The 16,414-nt window shown below is 60.3% G+C and carries 16 protein-coding genes; 7 read left to right on the top strand and 9 right to left on the bottom strand.

All coding sequences use genetic code 11. The features are described from left to right. Nucleotides 1-11: 11 nt before the first annotated feature. Nucleotides 12-626 (top strand): ImmA/IrrE family metallo-endopeptidase, encoded by a 615-nt coding sequence (locus ACKPCU_RS14555; RefSeq protein WP_321347764.1) that lies wholly within the window; start codon nucleotides 12-14, stop codon nucleotides 624-626. Further along, complete coding sequence (locus tag ACKPCU_RS14550; protein ID WP_321347762.1) at nucleotides 626-847, top strand: cysteine-rich CWC family protein; 222 nt, start codon at nucleotides 626-628, stop codon at nucleotides 845-847. The genes ACKPCU_RS14555 and ACKPCU_RS14550 overlap by 1 nt, the downstream gene beginning before the upstream one ends. Here ACKPCU_RS14550 and ACKPCU_RS14545 read toward each other — a convergent pair. Together ACKPCU_RS14545 and ACKPCU_RS14540 are read right to left on the bottom strand one after the other, a co-directional pair. After that, on the bottom strand, nucleotides 834-1,499 hold the full coding sequence (locus ACKPCU_RS14545; RefSeq protein WP_321347760.1) for a class I SAM-dependent methyltransferase: 666 nt from the start codon (nucleotides 1,497-1,499) through the stop codon (nucleotides 834-836). The genes ACKPCU_RS14550 and ACKPCU_RS14545 overlap by 14 nt on opposite strands. Further along, nucleotides 1,496-2,575 carry a patatin-like phospholipase family protein gene (locus ACKPCU_RS14540; RefSeq protein ID WP_321347758.1) on the bottom strand — a complete coding sequence of 360 codons (1,080 nt, stop codon included), beginning with the start codon at nucleotides 2,573-2,575 and terminating at the stop codon, nucleotides 1,496-1,498. Before ACKPCU_RS14540 ends, ACKPCU_RS14545 begins: the two co-directional genes overlap by 4 nt. A 98-nt stretch (nucleotides 2,576-2,673) precedes the next feature. On the opposite strand from ACKPCU_RS14540, the gene ACKPCU_RS14535 reads away from it, so the two are divergent. The 4 genes from ACKPCU_RS14535 to ACKPCU_RS14520 are packed head-to-tail and all read left to right on the top strand — an operon-like array spanning nucleotide 2,674 to nucleotide 5,274. Beyond that, entirely contained in the window at nucleotides 2,674-2,985 is a 312-nt protein-coding gene (locus ACKPCU_RS14535) for a PepSY domain-containing protein (RefSeq protein ID WP_104737708.1), read from the top strand. Further along, the gene (locus ACKPCU_RS14530) at nucleotides 2,951-3,289 is read left to right on the top strand and encodes a PepSY domain-containing protein (RefSeq protein WP_146040298.1); all 339 of its coding nucleotides are present in this window, start codon (nucleotides 2,951-2,953) and stop codon (nucleotides 3,287-3,289) included. Before ACKPCU_RS14535 ends, ACKPCU_RS14530 begins: the two co-directional genes overlap by 35 nt. 3 nt (nucleotides 3,290-3,292) lie before the next feature. After that, nucleotides 3,293-3,961 (top strand): response regulator transcription factor, encoded by a 669-nt coding sequence (locus ACKPCU_RS14525; RefSeq protein ID WP_321347754.1) that lies wholly within the window; start codon nucleotides 3,293-3,295, stop codon nucleotides 3,959-3,961. Beyond that, nucleotides 3,961-5,274: a sensor histidine kinase gene (locus ACKPCU_RS14520; RefSeq protein ID WP_104737706.1), complete on the top strand. Its 1,314-nt coding sequence runs from the start codon at nucleotides 3,961-3,963 to the stop codon at nucleotides 5,272-5,274. Before ACKPCU_RS14525 ends, ACKPCU_RS14520 begins: the two co-directional genes overlap by 1 nt. A gap of 7 nt (nucleotides 5,275-5,281) precedes the next feature. Here the strand turns inward: ACKPCU_RS14520 and ACKPCU_RS14515 are convergent, their stop codons facing one another. Continuing rightward, nucleotides 5,282-6,445 (bottom strand): EAL domain-containing protein, encoded by a 1,164-nt coding sequence (locus tag ACKPCU_RS14515; RefSeq protein ID WP_104737705.1) that lies wholly within the window; start codon nucleotides 6,443-6,445, stop codon nucleotides 5,282-5,284. Between the two features lie 397 nt (nucleotides 6,446-6,842). On the opposite strand from ACKPCU_RS14515, the gene ACKPCU_RS14510 reads away from it, so the two are divergent. After that, a complete protein-coding gene (locus tag ACKPCU_RS14510; RefSeq protein WP_104737704.1) occupies nucleotides 6,843-8,051 on the top strand; it encodes an ammonium transporter in 1,209 nt (402 codons plus the stop codon). A 74-nt stretch (nucleotides 8,052-8,125) separates the two neighbouring features. On the opposite strand, the gene fabI is transcribed toward ACKPCU_RS14510, so the two are convergent. From fabI to ACKPCU_RS14480, 6 genes are read right to left on the bottom strand one after another with little or no spacing between them, the layout of a single operon-like run. After that, nucleotides 8,126-8,920: an enoyl-ACP reductase FabI gene (gene fabI / locus ACKPCU_RS14505; protein ID WP_104737703.1), complete on the bottom strand. Its 795-nt coding sequence runs from the start codon at nucleotides 8,918-8,920 to the stop codon at nucleotides 8,126-8,128. 13 nt (nucleotides 8,921-8,933) lie between these two features. Further along, nucleotides 8,934-10,568, bottom strand: a complete 1,635-nt coding sequence (locus ACKPCU_RS14500) for an ABC transporter ATP-binding protein (protein ID WP_321347748.1) — start codon at nucleotides 10,566-10,568, stop codon at nucleotides 8,934-8,936. Between the two features lies 1 nt (nucleotide 10,569). Continuing rightward, nucleotides 10,570-11,601, bottom strand: coding sequence for an ABC transporter permease (locus ACKPCU_RS14495; RefSeq protein ID WP_104737701.1), 1,032 nt, complete (start codon nucleotides 11,599-11,601; stop codon nucleotides 10,570-10,572). Nucleotide 11,602: 1 nt separating this feature from the next. Continuing rightward, a complete protein-coding gene (locus ACKPCU_RS14490) occupies nucleotides 11,603-12,676 on the bottom strand; it encodes a microcin C ABC transporter permease YejB (protein WP_104737700.1) in 1,074 nt (357 codons plus the stop codon). Between the two features lie 2 nt (nucleotides 12,677-12,678). Continuing rightward, the gene (locus tag ACKPCU_RS14485) at nucleotides 12,679-14,556 is read right to left on the bottom strand and encodes an extracellular solute-binding protein (protein ID WP_321347743.1); all 1,878 of its coding nucleotides are present in this window, start codon (nucleotides 14,554-14,556) and stop codon (nucleotides 12,679-12,681) included. 17 nt (nucleotides 14,557-14,573) lie between these two features. Continuing rightward, nucleotides 14,574-16,406, bottom strand: a complete 1,833-nt coding sequence (locus ACKPCU_RS14480; RefSeq protein WP_321347741.1) for an extracellular solute-binding protein — start codon at nucleotides 16,404-16,406, stop codon at nucleotides 14,574-14,576. Between the last annotated feature and the right edge of the window lie 8 nt (nucleotides 16,407-16,414).

The raw sequence follows: 16,414 nt of genomic DNA, 5'->3' as shown, positions 1-16,414 counted from the left end.
AGGCGTCAGGGATGGCTGGCAAACTTGTCTGGATTGTGTTGTTTGTTCTGCTCGCCGGCGGAGCGCAGGCGCAAGCGATGTTTGCCGGTTGGGATGCCTTTTGCGGTATCCGCGTCATTGTGACGCCCAATCCACAGATGGCTTCCGCGGCGATGGATGCTCAGGGGCCGGTTATCTATGCCGATCCGGGCATCATGGCGAACTGGACGATGTCCCGCGTATTTACCCTGGCCCATGAGTGTGGTCACCACCGCAGCGGCCATGTGACGCCGCAGGGGATGTGGTTTCGGACTCAGCAGTTCTGGGCTACCCGGGCGCAGGAGCTGGAAGCTGACTGTTGGGCAGCGGCAGCGTTGTCACAGACCCGTGAGTACGCCGACCTGAATCGTACTATCCACCAGTTCGCCAGTCAGGGGCCGCTGATGCAGGGCAACTATCCATCCGGGCTTGAACGCGCACAGACCGTTGCCCGTTGTGCAGGAGTACCCTTTGATTTCACTCCGTATCTGCCGGCCAGTGCTTGTGCGACGCCGATCGGCGCCTGCCACCTGGCTGCGCCTCTGCCACGTAACGCGGCGTGCTTTTGCCCCAGCCCGACCGGGCCGGTCAACGGTGTGGCTCGCTAATGAGTGGCAACGCTAACTCCGGTGCGTGTCCATTCTGCGGCGGTAGCAACGCCTGTACAGCGGACAGCGGTGCCTGCTGGTGTTTTACGTTGCAGGTGCCTAAAGCCATGTTGGTACTGGTGCCGGCCGCGCTGCGCAACCGCGTGTGCGTCTGCCAGACGTGCATTCGTGCCTTTCAGGCGGACCCGCAGGGATTTACTGAGTGCTTCAGCCCGCGTTGAGCATCGGCTTACGTAGCAGCACCACATCCGCGCCGATCACCTCCAGCTCTGCCTGCCACCGCGTCGCCAGCCAGCGGAAACTCTGTTCGCTGAAAAAACTGATGTGGGTCGGGTCGCTCTTGTAGTGCCAGGTCCTGAAGGCCTCGGGGTTGCTGACCCGCTTGGTCATCAGGCCGAGCCAGCCACCTGGTTTCAGGCACTGCCACAGCTGCTCAAGCACCTCACGCGGAGCGGCCAGATGCTCGACTACCTCGGTTGCGGTGATGAAATCCCATTGCTGGCGCAGGGCCGCGGGGTTGGGATGGTAGTAGAGATCGTGCAGGGCAACCTGATGGCCGTGCTCGCGCAGCATCATGGCCAGCGCGGGGCCTGGGCCGCAGCCGAAATCGAGTCCACTGCTGGCGGCTGGCAGACGCTGCAGTAGCGGCTCGGCCAGCCGGGAGAGAAAACGTCGGTAGCCCGGATCGTCGGGGTGATTCTCGTGGCGATCGTACTCGGCCTTTTCCTGCTCGGCGCTCAGCTGCCAGCGTTTTGGTACATGCACCATCAGGCACTTTTCGCACTGCCAGTAGCTGCGCTTGCGGTCATCCAGCAGCCAGTGAGCAGGTGCCGCGCAGAGCGGGCAGGGCATAGCCTCGTGCGGTTGGCTCACAGCGGTTTGAGTCGGTCGATCAGGCGTCCGGAATCGGCCAGTTCGAGGAACTCGTCGCCCATGCGTTGGCTTTCGCTCATTGCCTTGCGCCAGTACTTCTCGCGGCCGTCGTTGTCATACACGTAGCGGTTGAAGTCCTTGCGGTCCGGCAGCTTGCGGTGGGGCAGGCGTTCCAGATACTCGGGTGAGGGCGCTAGCAGCAGTACGTCTCGCAGTTGCTGGGCGTTGTGCTTGCGCCAGGGAATGGTCTTGTCAAACCAGCCGGGCACCACACGATCGATGAAGTGCGGATAGAGAATAACGCCGGGTGCGGTGTAAGGCAGGTCGAGGTGATAGTCGAGCAGGCCGCCATCGCGGTATACACCGGGCGCGGCACCGGGAATCTCGCGCACCGCTTCCATCACCATCGGAATGGATCCGGACGCCAGCAGCGCCGAGCGCAGGTTATCGGGAGTCAGCTCGACATGTGCGCTGGTGAAGTCATGCAACTCTTCCAGCTCCGGCAACTGCCGCGGGTCGTGCAGGATCACCCGCTCGAAGAAGCGACCAAGGTGACGGCGACCCAGCAGGTTGGCGCCGATCACGCCGCCGAGTCCGAGCGCGAGGCGGGCGCGGGAATCGTGACGCAGCAGGCCAAGACTCTTTACGACAACGATGTTGAGACGGTAATTGGGGTTGCTGAGGATGGCCTCGAACTGACCTTGCAGCAACTCATCAATCATCTCGCCGCAGGCGGCGCTGATGGTCTGGATGGTCACACCCTTAGGGAAGCGCATGGCGGTATACAGCTCGCCGAGCTGGCGCAGGGTATGCACCGGGTCAGGCATGCAGGCGCTGGCGAAACGCCAACTGCCGATGGACGCGCCGATCAGGCTGCGTGGTTGCGGCGCCCTGGGCAACCATTCGCCAAACAGCGCCAGATCCAGCCCTTGAATACCCAGTGCCTTGGGGCCTCCGGCGGCGCCCGGAATCATGTGTACGTCTGCTGGCTGCAGGCCGTTTGCGCGGATATGCTCGATGGCACGGTGTCCTGCCCGGAGCGTCAATGCCGGAGCAGAAACATGAATAGCTGTCATGTGGTACAGAGTCCCTTAGAGTGCGCGACCAATTTTAAGGTTGGTTTCAGCTCAACGCTATAGTCTGAAACTGTCTAAACGCAACGGAGGAAATCAACATGTACAAACAACTTGTCGCCCTGTCCTGTTCTGCCATCCTGGCTCTTGGCAGCTCTGCGCTGCTGGCTGATGACGATGTGCGTATGGATGAAGTCGGTACGCTGGTAGAACAGGGTACCATTCAATCCTTGGAAAGCCTGAACGAAAAGGCGTTGTCGGTACAGCCGGGTACCATCACTGACACCGATCTGGATAAGCACTATGGCCGTTATGTCTACGAAGTCGAAATCCGCGATGCCGAAGGGCAGGAGTGGGATATTGACCTGGATGCGTCCAATGGCGACGTGCTCGAACACCGTCGCGACGACTGACAGGTCGTTCCTGTCAGCCCTGCTGTTAAGTTCTCTGGCGCTGCTGCCCGCTGTGGCAGCAGCGCGGGACCTCAGTCAGGACGAGGTGCTGTTGCTGACAGAGCAGGGGCGTATTCTGCCGCTGCCACAACTTATCGAAGACGCCCTGATGCGATTTCCCGGCCACTTTCTGGAGGCCGAACTGGAACTCGATGACGGGCGTTTTATCTATGAACTGGAAGTCGTGACCCGTGATCGACGGATCATGGAACTGGAATATGACGCGGTCAGCGGAGAGCTGCTCGATGTGGAAGAGGACGACTGACTGATGCGGCTGCTGCTGGTTGAGGACAATGTCGCGTTGGCAGACAGCCTGAATACGGTGCTCAAGCGCGCGGGTTACGCGGTGGATTGGCGCACAGACGGTCGCGATGCAGCGCTGCTGGGTGAGCAGGAGCCTTACGACCTGGCCATTCTGGATCTGGGACTGCCCGGCCTGGATGGCCTGGAGGTACTGCGCCGTTGGCGTGCTGCCGGTAGCACCCTGCCGGTGCTGATTCTGACGGCGCGCAGCCGCTGGACCGAGCGAGTCGAGGGTCTGCAAGCTGGCGCGGATGACTACCTGACCAAGCCGTTTCACAACGAAGAGCTGCTGCTACGGGTGCAGGCTCTGCTGCGTCGTGCGCACGGTCGTGAGCCACAAGCGCTGCTGACTGCGGCTGGTCTGCGGCTGGATGAAGCCCACCAGCAGGTGACCTTGGGCACAGCTGAACCGATCAGTCTGTCGGCCAGTGAGTTCAAGCTGCTGCGTTACTTCATGCTGAATCCGGGCAAGGTGCTGTCCAAGACGCGGCTGGCAGAGCACCTGTACGACTATGAGGACGAGCGCGATTCCAATGTCATCGAAGTGTTGATAAACCACCTGCGTCGCAAGCTTGGGCGTGAGGCTATCGAAACCCGCCGCGGCCAGGGCTACGTTCTGGTCGGAGTGGCGTGATGCGGTCAATCAGTCGCCGGCTGGCGGTGACTCTGGTGCCTCTGCTGCTATGCAGTGTGCTGCTGATTGTGCAAGGCAGCGCCTGGTTGTATGACCGGGCCCAGCGCAACTACATCACACTGTTGCTGCAGCGCGAGACCGACAGCTTGCTGGCCGCCTTGACGGAAGGCAGCGACGGCCTTTATCTCGACATGGATAAGGTCGACCCGGATTACCGCAGGCCCTATTCCGGGCGCTACTTCGTGGTGCAGGGGCGGGAGAAATGGCGTTCCCGCTCACTCTGGGATCACCGTTTGCCTCTATCCGGCGACGGCCTGCAAGGTGAGCTGTTACAGGGGCCGCAGGGCCAGCAGCTTTTGGTTTGGTCTGGCCAGTATCGCAAGGCGGGTGAGCTGGTGACCATCAGTGTTGCCGTCGACTACCAACCGCTGCTCAGCGAGTTCCGGCGGGCCAGCTGGTGGATCAGCGGATTGGCGGTGGCAGTGATTCTGCTTGCGGTACTGCTGCAGCAATGGCTGTTACGTCGTTCGCTTTTGCCACTGCGGCGGGTGCAGCAGGAGCTGGCCGAGTGGCGCAGCGGCGAGCGACTGCAACTGACCGAGCAGGTGCCGGACGAATTACAGCCGCTGGTTGCTGAGATCAACCATCTGGGGCGACAGATCGAGGCGTTGCTGACACGTGCGCGCAATAGTGCGGGTGATCTTGGTCATGCGCTGAAAACCCCGCTGGCGGTTATTGAGAGCCGTCTCGACAGTCTCGCTGAGCGATTGCCGGCGGACCAACTGGCGGAACTGCAACAGCAGCTTCAAAGTATGCGTGGCCAGCTGGAGCGCAGTCTGCAGCGTGCTCGGTTGGCGCCGGATCAGTCACGCGGTCAGCGCTTTGACCCCGCTACAGACCTGCCCGCGCTGGTGCAGACGCTGGCCAGCCTTTACCCGAGCACACCTACGGTAACGCTTGACGGTGATTCAGAGGCGCGTTGGCCATTTGATCGAGAGGACATGCTTGAGCTGTTGGGCAATCTGCTGGATAACGCCTGCAAGTGGGCGGCCTCCAGAGTCCGGCTGAGCTGGCAGCTGGATGCTGAGCAGCTGCGGCTGGAGGTGGCTGATGACGGCCCTGGTATTGATGACGCTGCACGCGAACAGGTGCTGGGGCGTGGCACTCGGCTGGACCAGCAAGCGCCGGGACATGGCCTTGGTCTGGCCATCGTGCGTGATCTTGTCGCTGCCTATCAGGGAACCCTCGGACTGGAGCAGGCACCTGAGGGCGGCCTTCTGGTGGTGCTTTCACTGCCGCGTGAGCGGCAGTGAACGGCGGTCAGAGGAATGACGTGTCGATGTCGACCAGCAGCAGGTGGCGGCTGTCATCGATGAACAGCCCTGAGGTCATGCAATACTGGTTGGTCGTGGCGTCTCGGTAGCGGTTCGATAGGATCACGCGGCTGTCTTCGCCAGCTTCAGCGAGAATCTGATAGAAGTACGGCCGCCATGACCAGTTGTGATCAAGGTAGCGAGGGTCGGTGTGCCAGGCGTCACCGCGCCAATCGAAGTTGGGTGAGATCTGTGTGCCTTCGGCGTCGCACAGGAAGCAGCGCAGCAGCCAGGGATAGTTCCGCGGGTTGGGCAGATGTGCAGGCAGGGCGCCGCGACTGAGCCACAGGCGCAGCTCGGCGAACAGCTCGGCCAGCGACGTTCGCAGGCCCGCCAACTTCTCGCGCTCGGCCAACTTGGCATGCACGTAGTGGTCGCGCATGGTTGAAAACTGTTGTTGCACGGCATCGCTGGGCAGAAAGTTCTCTTCCGGGCGGCCAAACAGATAACCCTGCACGTAGCGGGCGCCGCATTCCAGCGCGAAGTGCAGCTCCTGTTCAGTCTCTACCCCTTCGGCAATGATCCAGCAGCCGCTCTTTTCTGCCATCAGCGCAAGCGCGCGGACAAAGTCGCCGCTGTTGCTGTTGCCTGCCGCGGCCTGGCGGAACAGCTGGATGTCCAGCTTGAGGATATCCGGTTCCAGAGCCAGCACCCGATCAAGCATTGAGTAACCGGCGCCAAAGTCATCAATCGCAATGCGAATACCCGCTGCGCGGTAGCGCTGCACCACATCCCGCAGCTGCTCGATACTGCCTTGCAGCTCGGTGATCTCGAAGACGATTTGATCGGTTGGCAGCCCCAGCTCTTCCAGTAGCTGCAGGCTAGGCAACGGCTGGCCTGGCTCCAACTGACTGACCCAGGCCGGAGAGATGTTCAGGCTGAGGAACCCCTCGGGGGTGTCGCGAAAGCGTTCAAGGGCCTGGCGACGAATACTGCGGTCCAGCTCCAGCAATTCAGCCTGGGAGACCTCCGGGTCGGTAAACAGCGGACCAGCACTGCAGATGTTGCCCTCATCGTCGCGCAGGCGTGCCAGCGCCTCGTAGCCGGCGATACGGCCTGTTGCAGTATCGATCAGGGGTTGGAAGTAGGGCAGTGGCTGTCCAGTAAACACGTTCTTCTCCGGGGTCGGGACATCGAGCGCTGATGGTATGCAAGATTATAGCCAAACCACCTGTAACAGCCGGTTTACGGATGTCGGGCCAGCTTCTCGCTGTCACAACACTGTCATTGTGCGCTTTCAGTGCATGATTCTGCACTTTTGGTATGACGATTGCACTATTGCAGGGAGTTATGTCTTTTCTGTTGCATCAATTTGGTGCTGACTTTATCGGTCCTTGGTCGAAACTGGCATACAACTATTTGAAAAATAAAAATTATTTCAGATTGCTCGGCGTGCGCGCTCGACAGGTCCATCTCCATCGGAAAATTCGATGTGCACTGGATTGGTTCGATATTTGGTTTTGCGCACGTAACGGGTGCATTTTTCTGATTTGATAGAGGCTGCTTGAATGGAAAACCTTAACAGCGCTGTGGAAACCCTGATCCACGGTGCAAACACCCTGTTCATTCTGATGGGCGCGATCATGGTTCTGGCCATGCACGCTGGCTTTGCATTTCTAGAAGTGGGTACGGTTCGGCAAAAGAACCAGGTCAATGCACTGTCCAAGATCATCAGTGATTTTGCAATTTCGTGCCTTGCCTATTTCTTCGTCGGCTACTGGATTGCCTATGGCGCAACCTTCTTTTCCGATGCGGCAACCTTGGCCCAAAACAACGGGTATGCGCTGGTGAAGTTCTTCTTTCTGATGACCTTTGCCGCCGCCATTCCGGCGATCATCTCCGGCGGTATTGCCGAGCGTGCCAAGTTTGCGCCGCAGCTATGCGCCTCGTTGCTGATTGTTGGCGTGGTGTATCCGTTCTTTGAAGGCATTGTCTGGAATGGCAATTTTGGCTTCCAGGGCTGGTTGGAAGCGCAGTTTGGTGCTGGCTTCCATGACTTTGCCGGCTCGGTCGTTGTGCATGCTGTTGGTGGCTGGATTGCGCTGGGGGCGGTATTGCTGCTGGGGGCGCGTAACGGGCGCTATCGCGGTGGTCACGTCGTCGCGATGCCGCCCTCCAATATTCCGTTTCTGGCGCTGGGCGCATGGATTCTGACCATTGGCTGGTTCGGCTTCAACGTGATGTCGGCGCAGACGCTGGAGGGGATCAGCGGTCTGGTGGCAGTCAACTCGTTGATGGCGATGGTTGGCGGCACGCTGGTTGCGTTGTTAGTTGGTCGTGCTGACCCTGGTTTTATTCACAACGGTCCGTTGGCCGGCCTAGTCGCTGTCTGCGCCGGCTCCGACCTGATGCACCCGCTGGGCGCGTTGGCAACCGGTGCGGTCGCTGGTGGCCTGTTTGTCTGGACCTTTATCCTGACCCAGAACCGCTTCAAGATCGATGACGTCCTGGGTGTCTGGCCGTTGCACGGTTTGTGCGGCGTCTGGGGCGGCCTTGCGGCCGGCATCTTTGGCACCCAGGCGCTGGGTGGTTTGGGTGGGGTTAGCTTCCTGTCGCAACTGATTGGCTCGCTGGCCGGTGTCGTCGTTGCCTTTGCCGGTGGTCTGCTGGTCTACGGCGTGATCAAGACGGTTGCCGGTTTGCGCCTCACCGATGAAGAGGAATATCAGGGAGCCGATCTGTCGATCCACAAGATTGGAGCGACCTCGGAGGACTGAGGACTGCGGCAATAAAAAACCGGGCCAAGGCCCGGTTTTTTATTGCCCGTAATGCGGGCTGAGGCTGTAGCCCCTTACTCCTCCAGACCACCCATGGCGGTGATATTGAAACCACCGTCAACGTAGGTGATTTCCCCGGACATGCCGGAGGCCAGGTCGGAGCAGAGGAAGGCGCCGACGTTGCCGACTTCCTCGATGGTGACGTTGCGGCGCAGCGGGGTTTGCGCGGCGTTGTGGGCCAGCATCTTGCGGAAGCTCTTGATGCCGGAAGCGGCCAGGGTGCGGATCGGGCCGGCAGAGATCGCGTTGACGCGGGTGCCTTCCGGGCCCAGGCTGGTGGCGAGGTAGCGAACACCGGCTTCCAGGCTGGCCTTGGCCATGCCCATCACGTTGTAGTTTGGCATGGTGCGCTCGGCGCCCAGGTAGGACAGGGTCAGCAGGCTGCCGTTGCGGCCTTTCATCATTTCACGACCGGCCTTGGCCAGAGCGACGAAGCTGTAGGCGCTGATGTCGTGGGCGATACGGAAGCCTTCGCGGGTGGTGACTTCGGCAAAGTTGCCGTCCAGCTGGTCGCCCGGGGCGAAACCAACGGAATGCACGATGCAGTCCAGACCGTCCCACTTCTTGGCCAGCTCGACGAACACCTGCTCGATTTCGGCGTCATCGGCGACATCGCACGGGAAGCACAGCTCAGGACCGGAGCCCCAGCCGGCAGCGAATTCTTCAACCCGGCCTTTCAGCTTTTCGTTCTGATAGGTGAAGGCCAGTTCGGCGCCCTCGCGGTGCATGGCCGCGGCAATGCCGGAGGCAATGGACAGTTTGCTGGCTACGCCAACGATGAGTACGCGCTTTCCGCTGAGAAATCCCATAGTACTTTCCTGTTTAGTGCATGGCCGTATCGGCCCTGTTATCGGTTTGCGGCAGGGCAAAGGCCGCTTCCAGCAGCTGACGGGTATAGTCATGCTGCGGTGAAGCGAAGATTTCGCCTGCCGGTCCCTGTTCGACTACTTCGCCCTGGCGGATCACCATCAATTGATGGCTGAGAACCTTGACCACTGCCAGGTCGTGACTGATAAACAAATACGTCAGATTGTACTTCTGCTGCAGACTGCGCAGCAGCTCAACCACCTGGCCCTGCACGGTGCGATCCAGTGCCGACGTTGGTTCGTCGAGCAGGATCAGCTTGGGCTTGAGCACCAGTGCCCGGGCAATCGAGATCCGCTGCCGCTGGCCGCCGGAAAACTCATGCGGATAGCGGTGGCGGGTCTCTGGATCCAGGCCGACTTCTTCCAGCGCCTGAATCACCATCTGTTCGCGCTCCTCGTCCGTGCCGATGCGGTGGATCTCCAGCCCTTCGCTGATGATCTGACCCACTGACATGCGCGGGCTCAAACTACCATAGGGGTCCTGAAACACCACCTGCAGCTCGCGGCGCAGCGGACGAACCTGCTGCTGACTGAGACCATCGATCCGCGTGCCGTCACATTCAATCAGGCCCTGACTGTCGATCAGTCTGAGCAGCGCCATACCCAGCGTCGTTTTGCCTGAGCCGCTTTCGCCAACGATGCCCAGCGTCTGGCCCCGGGGCAGACTGAAGCTGATGTCGGTGACGGCCTTGACGTGGTCTACCGTACGGCGCAGCACACCTTTCTTGATCGGAAACCATACTCGCAACTGCTCTGCACGCAGAATCTCGGCGGCGCCTGGATCAACAGCAACCGGCTCTCCACGCGGGTCGGCTGCGAGCAGCTGACGGGTGTATTCGTGCTGCGGAGAGTTGAACAAGGTAGCGCAGTCATTTTCTTCGACGACGTTACCGCGGTACATGACACATACCCGGTGGGCAATTTTACGCACCAGATTCAGATCGTGGCTGATCAGCAGCAATGCCATGCCCAATTTCTGCTGCAGTTCGCGCAGCAGTTCAAGGATCTTCAGCTGCACGGTCACGTCGAGTGCTGTGGTCGGTTCATCGGCAATCAGCAGTTCCGGCTCGTTGGCCAGCGCCATGGCAATCATCACCCGTTGGCGTTGGCCGCCGGACAGCTCGTGCGGGTAGGCGCCCAATCGCTTGCGCGGCTCCGGAATGCCCACCAGATCCAGCAGCTCCAGTGTGCGTTCACGCGCCTGGAGCTTGTTCAGGCCTTTGTGCAGCGCCAGAACCTCTCCGATCTGGCGCTCCACGGTGTGCAGTGGGTTCAGTGAACTCATCGGTTCCTGAAAGATCATCGAGATGCGGTTGCCACGTACCTTGCGCAGGGTTTTTTCGTCTGCTTTGAGCAGGTCTTGTCCGCTGAACTCAATGACGCCGCTCGGGTGTGATGCGGTCGGGTAGGGTAACAGGCGCAGAATGGAGTGGGCGGTTACGGACTTGCCCGAGCCGCTTTCGCCGACCAGTGCCAGCGTCTGGCCCGGATGAATATCAAAGCTGACATCCTTGACCGCCATGGTCTGATCGTTGCCCTGACGGAAGGCGACGCTGAGATTGCGGATACTGATCAACGGTTGTTCGCTCATCTCATTTCCTTGGGTCGAAGGCATCGCGCAGGGCCTCACCGATAAACACCAGCAGGCTGAGCATCAGCGACAGTACGACGAAGGCGGTGATCCCCAGCCATGGGGCCTGTAGGTTGGATTTGCCCTGGGCGATCAGCTCGCCCAGCGACGGTGCGCCCGGCGGCAGGCCGAAGCCGAGGAAGTCGAGAGAGGTCAGGGTGATAACGCCGCCGGTCAGAATGAACGGGAAGAAGGTCAGCGTGGCGACCATGGCATTGGGCAGGATGTGGCGGAACATGATGGTCTGATTGCTGGCGCCCAGCGCGCGTGCGGCGCGCACATACTCCAGGTTGCGGCCGCGCAGAAATTCGGCGCGTACCACGTCGACCAGCGCCATCCAGGAAAACAACAGCATGATGCCTAGCAGCCACCAGAAGTTAGGCTGTACGAAGCTGGCGAGGATGATCAGCAGGTACAGCACCGGCAGGCCCGACCAGACCTCGATAAAGCGCTGCCCGATCAGGTCGATGCGTCCGCCGTAGAAGCCCTGAACTGCACCGGCAATCACGCCGATGATGGAGCTGAGGATGGTCAGGGTCAGGGCAAACAGCACCGAAATGCGGAAGCCGTAGATCACCCGTGACATCACATCGCGGGCCTGATCGTCGGTGCCCAGCCAGTTGTCCGTCGACGGCGGTGCCGGTGCCGGGACGCGGAGGTCGTAGTTGATGGTGTCGTAGTGATACGGGATTGGCGGCCAGAGCATCCAGCCGTCGCCATCCTCCGTAATCAGCTGTTTGACGTAGGGGCTGCGGTAGTCCGCTTCGATCGGGAATTCGCCACCAAAGGCGGTTTCCGGATAGCGCTTGAAGACCGGGAAATACAGCTCGCCCTGATAGCCGACCGCGAGTGGCTTGTCGTTGGCGATCAGTTCGGCGCCCAGGCTGAGTACGAACAGCACCATAAAGATATGCAGCGACCACCAGCCGCGGCGGTTGGCCCGGAAGCGGGCAAAGCGGCGCTGGTTGAGCGGGGAGAGGGTAAGCAGGCGCATATCAACCCTCCCGGCTGTCAAAGTCGATCCGCGGATCGACCAAGGTGTAGGTGATATCGCCGATCAGTTTTACCACCAGACCGACCAACGTGAAGATGTACAGGGTGCCGAACATGACCGGGTAGTCGCGGTTGATGGCTGCTTCAAAACCAAGCAGGCCCAGGCCGTCGAGCGAGAAGATCACCTCGATCAGCAACGCCCCGGTGAAGAAAATGCTGATTAGCGCAGAGGGGAACCCGGCAATGATCAGCAGCATCGCGTTGCGGAATACGTGGCCGTAGAGTACCCGGTTTTCGGACAGGCCCTTGGCGCGGGCAGTGACTACGTACTGCTTGCCGATCTCGTCGAGAAAGCAGTTCTTGGTCAGCATGGTCAGGGTGGCAAAACTGCCGACCACCATGGCAAAGATCGGCAGCACCAGGTGCCAGAAGTAATCGAGGATTTGCTCTCCGGTGCTCATCTGGTCAAAGTTGTTGGACGTCAGTCCGCGCAGTGGGAACCAGTCCAGATAGCTGCCGCCGGCAAACACCACGATCAGCAGGATCGCGAGTAGAAAACCCGGAATGGCGTAGCCGACGATGATCAGCGAACTGGTCCAGACGTCGAAGGCCGAGCCGTGCTTGATTGCCTTGCGGATGCCCAGCGGGATCGAAATCAGGTAGGTCAGCAGGGTGGTCCATAGCCCCAGCGAGATCGACACCGGCATCTTCTCGATGATCAGGTCGGTCACTTTGGCATCACGGAAGAAACTGTCACCGAAGTCGAACTGCAGGTACCCCTTGATCATCTGCCAGAAGCGTTCGGGAGCCGGTTTGTCGAAACCGTACATGTGCTCAATTTCGGCGATGATGTCCGGGTCCAGGCCCTGTGCACCACGGTAGCTGCCGCCGCTGGCAACCTCGCTGCCGCCCCCGGATACGCGGCTGGTGGCACCGCCTTCGAAGCCTTCCAGGTTGGCAATCATCTGTTCGACCGGGCCACCGGGGGCGGCCTGAATGATCAGGAAATTGATCAGCAGAATGCCGAATAGGGTAGGGATGATCAGCAGCAGGCGACGGACGATATAGGCGAGCATGCTTATTCAGCCTCTGCGTCGGGTGCGCTGGCCGGATCAGCCAGCTCCGGGGCCTGCTGTTCGACTTGCTCCAGTTCGCCACGCAGGCGTGCGTCCTTATCCGGGTCGATCCACCAAGTGAACAGGCCTAGGTCGTACTTTGGCGACTGGGCCGGATGGTCAAACTTGTTCCAGTAGGCGACACGGTAGACGTTGGTGTACCAATTGGGCACCAGCAGGTGGAGTGAGCGCAGGGCGCGATCCAGGGCGCGGGTGTGAGTGATCAGTGATTGGCGCGAGTCGGCCTGTATCAGGCCTTCAACCAGTACATCGACGGCAGGGTCTTTCAGCCCCATCAGGTTGCGGCTGCCGGGATTGTCGGCACTGGATGAGTGCCAGTATTCGCGCTGTTCGTTGCCGGGAGAGTTGGACTGGCCGAAGCTGCTGACCACCATATCGAAATCCCGCGAGCGCAGGCGATTGATGTATTGGGAGACATCGACCCGGCGCAGTTCCATGTTAATGCCCAGCGAGGCCAGATTGCGCTTGAACGGCAATAGCACGCGTTCAAAGTCGGCCTGAACCAGCAGGAACTCGAATTGCAGGGGCTCGCCTTCGGCGTTTACCAGTTGATCGTCAACGATATGCCAGCCGGCTTGCTGCAATAACGCATACGCCGCGCGCCGCTGCTCGCGGATGGTGCCGCTGGCATCGGTTTTTGGTGGCTCCCAGGCTGGGCCGAAGGCGGCGGTCGGGAGTTGATCGCGCAGTGGTTCGAGCAGGGCCAGTTCGTCAGCCCCGGGCTCGCCACGAGCAGCCAGCTCCGAGTTGTCGAAGTAGCTGGAAGTGCGGGTATAGGCATTGTGGAACAATGCGCTGTTGGACCATTCAAAGTCGAACAGCAGGGCGATTGCCTGGCGCACCCGGGCGTCGGCGAAGTAAGGCTTGCGCATGTTGAAGACAAAGCCCTGCATGCCCTGGGTATTGTTGTTGGGTATTTCTTCCTGGATGATCTGACCGGCGTCCAGTGCCGGGCTGCTGTAACCGGTTGCCCAGTTCTTGGCCGCCATTTCCCGGTTGAAGTCGAACTGGCCTGCCTTGAAGGCTTCGAGAGTTACGTTGTTGTCGCGGTAGTAGTCCACGACTACCCGGTCAAAGTTGTAGAAGCCGCGCTGGGCTGGCAGGTCTTTGGCCCAGTAGTCTTCGACGCGCTCGAAGCTGATGCTGCGGCCGGGGCGCACCTGGCCGATGCGATAGGGGCCGCTTCCCAGTGGGGGTTCCAGCGAGCCTTTACTGAAGTCGCGGCCTTCCCAGTAGTGTTTGGGCAGCACGGGCAGTTGGCCGAGCACCAGTGGCAGTTCGCGGTTGCCGGTGTGCTTGAAGTGGAAGGTCACGCTGTGTGGGTCATCGGCAACCACGCGGTCCACGCCGCCGTAGTAGGCTCGATAAAACGGGGCACCATGCTCGATCAGGGTGTTGAAGGTAAACACCACATCGTCGGCGGTAATGCCAACACCATCGTTGAAGCGCGCTTCCGGGCGCAGTTTGAAGCGAACCCAAGTGCCGTCTTCGGCCTTCTCCATGCTTTCGGCCACCAGCCCGTACTCGGTAAAGGGCTCGTCCAGCGAGTGGAAGGTCAGGGTGTCGTAGATCAGGCCGAGTTGGTCGGCAGAGGTACCGCGACTGATATAGGGATTCAGCGAGTCAAACCCACCGAAACCGGGGAGCCGGAGTGTACCGCCCTTGGGGGCGTCGGGGTTGACGTAGTCAAAGTGGCTGAAATCGGCAGGATACTTGGGTGCTTCATCGTAGAGCGTGAGTGCGTGCTGGGGGGCGGCGTGCAGTGCACTGGCACAACAGGCCAGCAGCGCCAGACAGCAGGATTTCAGCGAGTGTTGCATTCAGATCCCTTGTTTTTCTAGTTGCTTGCCGGGTCTTTCCACCAACTGCGAATGGCTAACGTGTACGGCGGTATGTCCGGCGTGCGCAGCCAGTTCCGGTAGGCGATGCGGTGGTAGTTTATATACCAGTTCGGAATTGTATAGTGGTTCCACAGCAGTACCCTGTCGAGGGCGCGCGCTGCGGCAACCTGCTCGCTGCGGCTGCTGGCGGCACCCAGGCGTTCGACCAGTTCATCGACCACCGGATTGTTGATGCCCGCATAGTTGCGGCTACCTTTTACGTTGCGCTGACTGGAATGGAAATAGCCGATTTGCTCCAGTCCGGGCGACAGGCCTTGCGGCAGGGTGGTCAGGATCATGTCGTAATCGAACTGATCCAGCCGTGCCTTGTATTGCGCGCGGTCAACGGTACGTATCTGCATGTCGATGCCCAGTCGAGCCAGATTGGCTCTGTAAGGCTGCAGGATTCGTTCCAGGCTTGAGTTGACCAGCAGCATCTCAAAGCGCAGCGGCTCACCTTCGTCATTTTCCAGCCGGCCTCGGCGCAGCTTCCAACCCGCTTCGGCAAACAGCTCTACGGCCTCACGCAGTGTCTCCCGCGGGATTCCCCGACCGTCAGTCACAGGTAGACTGAAGGGCTGCAGAAAGAGTTCCGGTGGCAACTGATCCCGATAGGGCGACAGGTTCAGGAATTCCTGGCCGGCCGGGACTCCGGTCGCGCTGAAGGGACTGTTGGGGTAGTAGCTGAGTGAGCGCTGGTAGGCACCATAGAACAGCACCCGGTTGGACCACTCGAAATCAAACAGCATTCCCAGCGCCTTGCGCAGCGGCAGACTGTCAAACGGTGTACGTCGCGTGTTGAAAAACATAGCCTGGGTCGGGCTCGGAATTTCGTGGGTTATCTCGCGTTTGAGAATGTCGCCGTTGTCGACCGCCGGGAACTGGTAGGCGTTGGCCCAGTTGCTCGCCTTGTGGTCGATATAGAGATCAAACTCCCCGGCCTTGAAGGCCTCGAAGGCGACATTGTTGTCGCGGTAGAACTCGACTTCCATGCGGTCGAAATTGTACTTGCCGCGATTGATTGGCAGGTCGCGTCCCCAGTAGTTTCTCACCCGTTCGTAGACCACGCTGCGGCCGGGGTCGACGTTGGTTACCCGGTAAGGACCGCTGTTGAGTCCGGCCTGAAAGGTGGTGCTGGCAAAGTCGCGGTCCCGCCAGTAGTGGGCAGGCAGGACGGGTAGTTCACCCAGGCGCAGAATAAGCAGGGAGTTGCCGGGGCGCTTGAAGACAAAACGGATACGGCGCTCGCCAAGAATGTCGATGCGGCTGACATCTTGCAGTACCGAGCGATAGTTCGGGTGGCCCTGCTCCTTGAGCAGTCGGTAGGAAAAAGCCACGTCCTCTGCGGTGATTGCCTGTCCGTCGTGAAAGCGGGCCTCGGGGCGCAGGTTGAACACGACCCAGCTGCGGTTGTCGGCAAACTCCAGGCTTTCTGCGATCAAGCCGTAGGCGGAGTAGGGTTCGTCGCCGGAAGGGTCGTAAAGGCCACTGCCAGCCATCAACGGCTCGTTCAGCTCGCTGATGCCGAGTTGGGCAAAGTCGCCGGTGTTGATCGGGCTGGTGCCCTTCAGGGTGTAGGGGTTGAGGGTGTCGAAGGTGCCGCTGCCCATCACCCGCAAGGTGCCGCCTTTCGGCGCGTCCGGATTGACGTAATCGAGGTGTTCGAAGTTCTCCGGATAGTGTGGTTGGCCATACAGCGAGTAGCCATGCTGGCGATACAGGGTAGCCCAGCTTGGCAGGGCGGTGACCAGCAGTAAGGTACAGCAGAGAGTTCGGAACAGCAGAGGCATTTAAGTCC

This window comes from Halopseudomonas oceani, from assembly GCF_963677335.1.
Taxonomy (GTDB): Bacteria; Pseudomonadota; Gammaproteobacteria; order Pseudomonadales; family Pseudomonadaceae; genus Halopseudomonas; species Halopseudomonas oceani.
The sequence above is the reverse complement of the archived record's forward strand: the minus strand, read 5'-3'. Positions and strand labels throughout refer to the sequence as shown.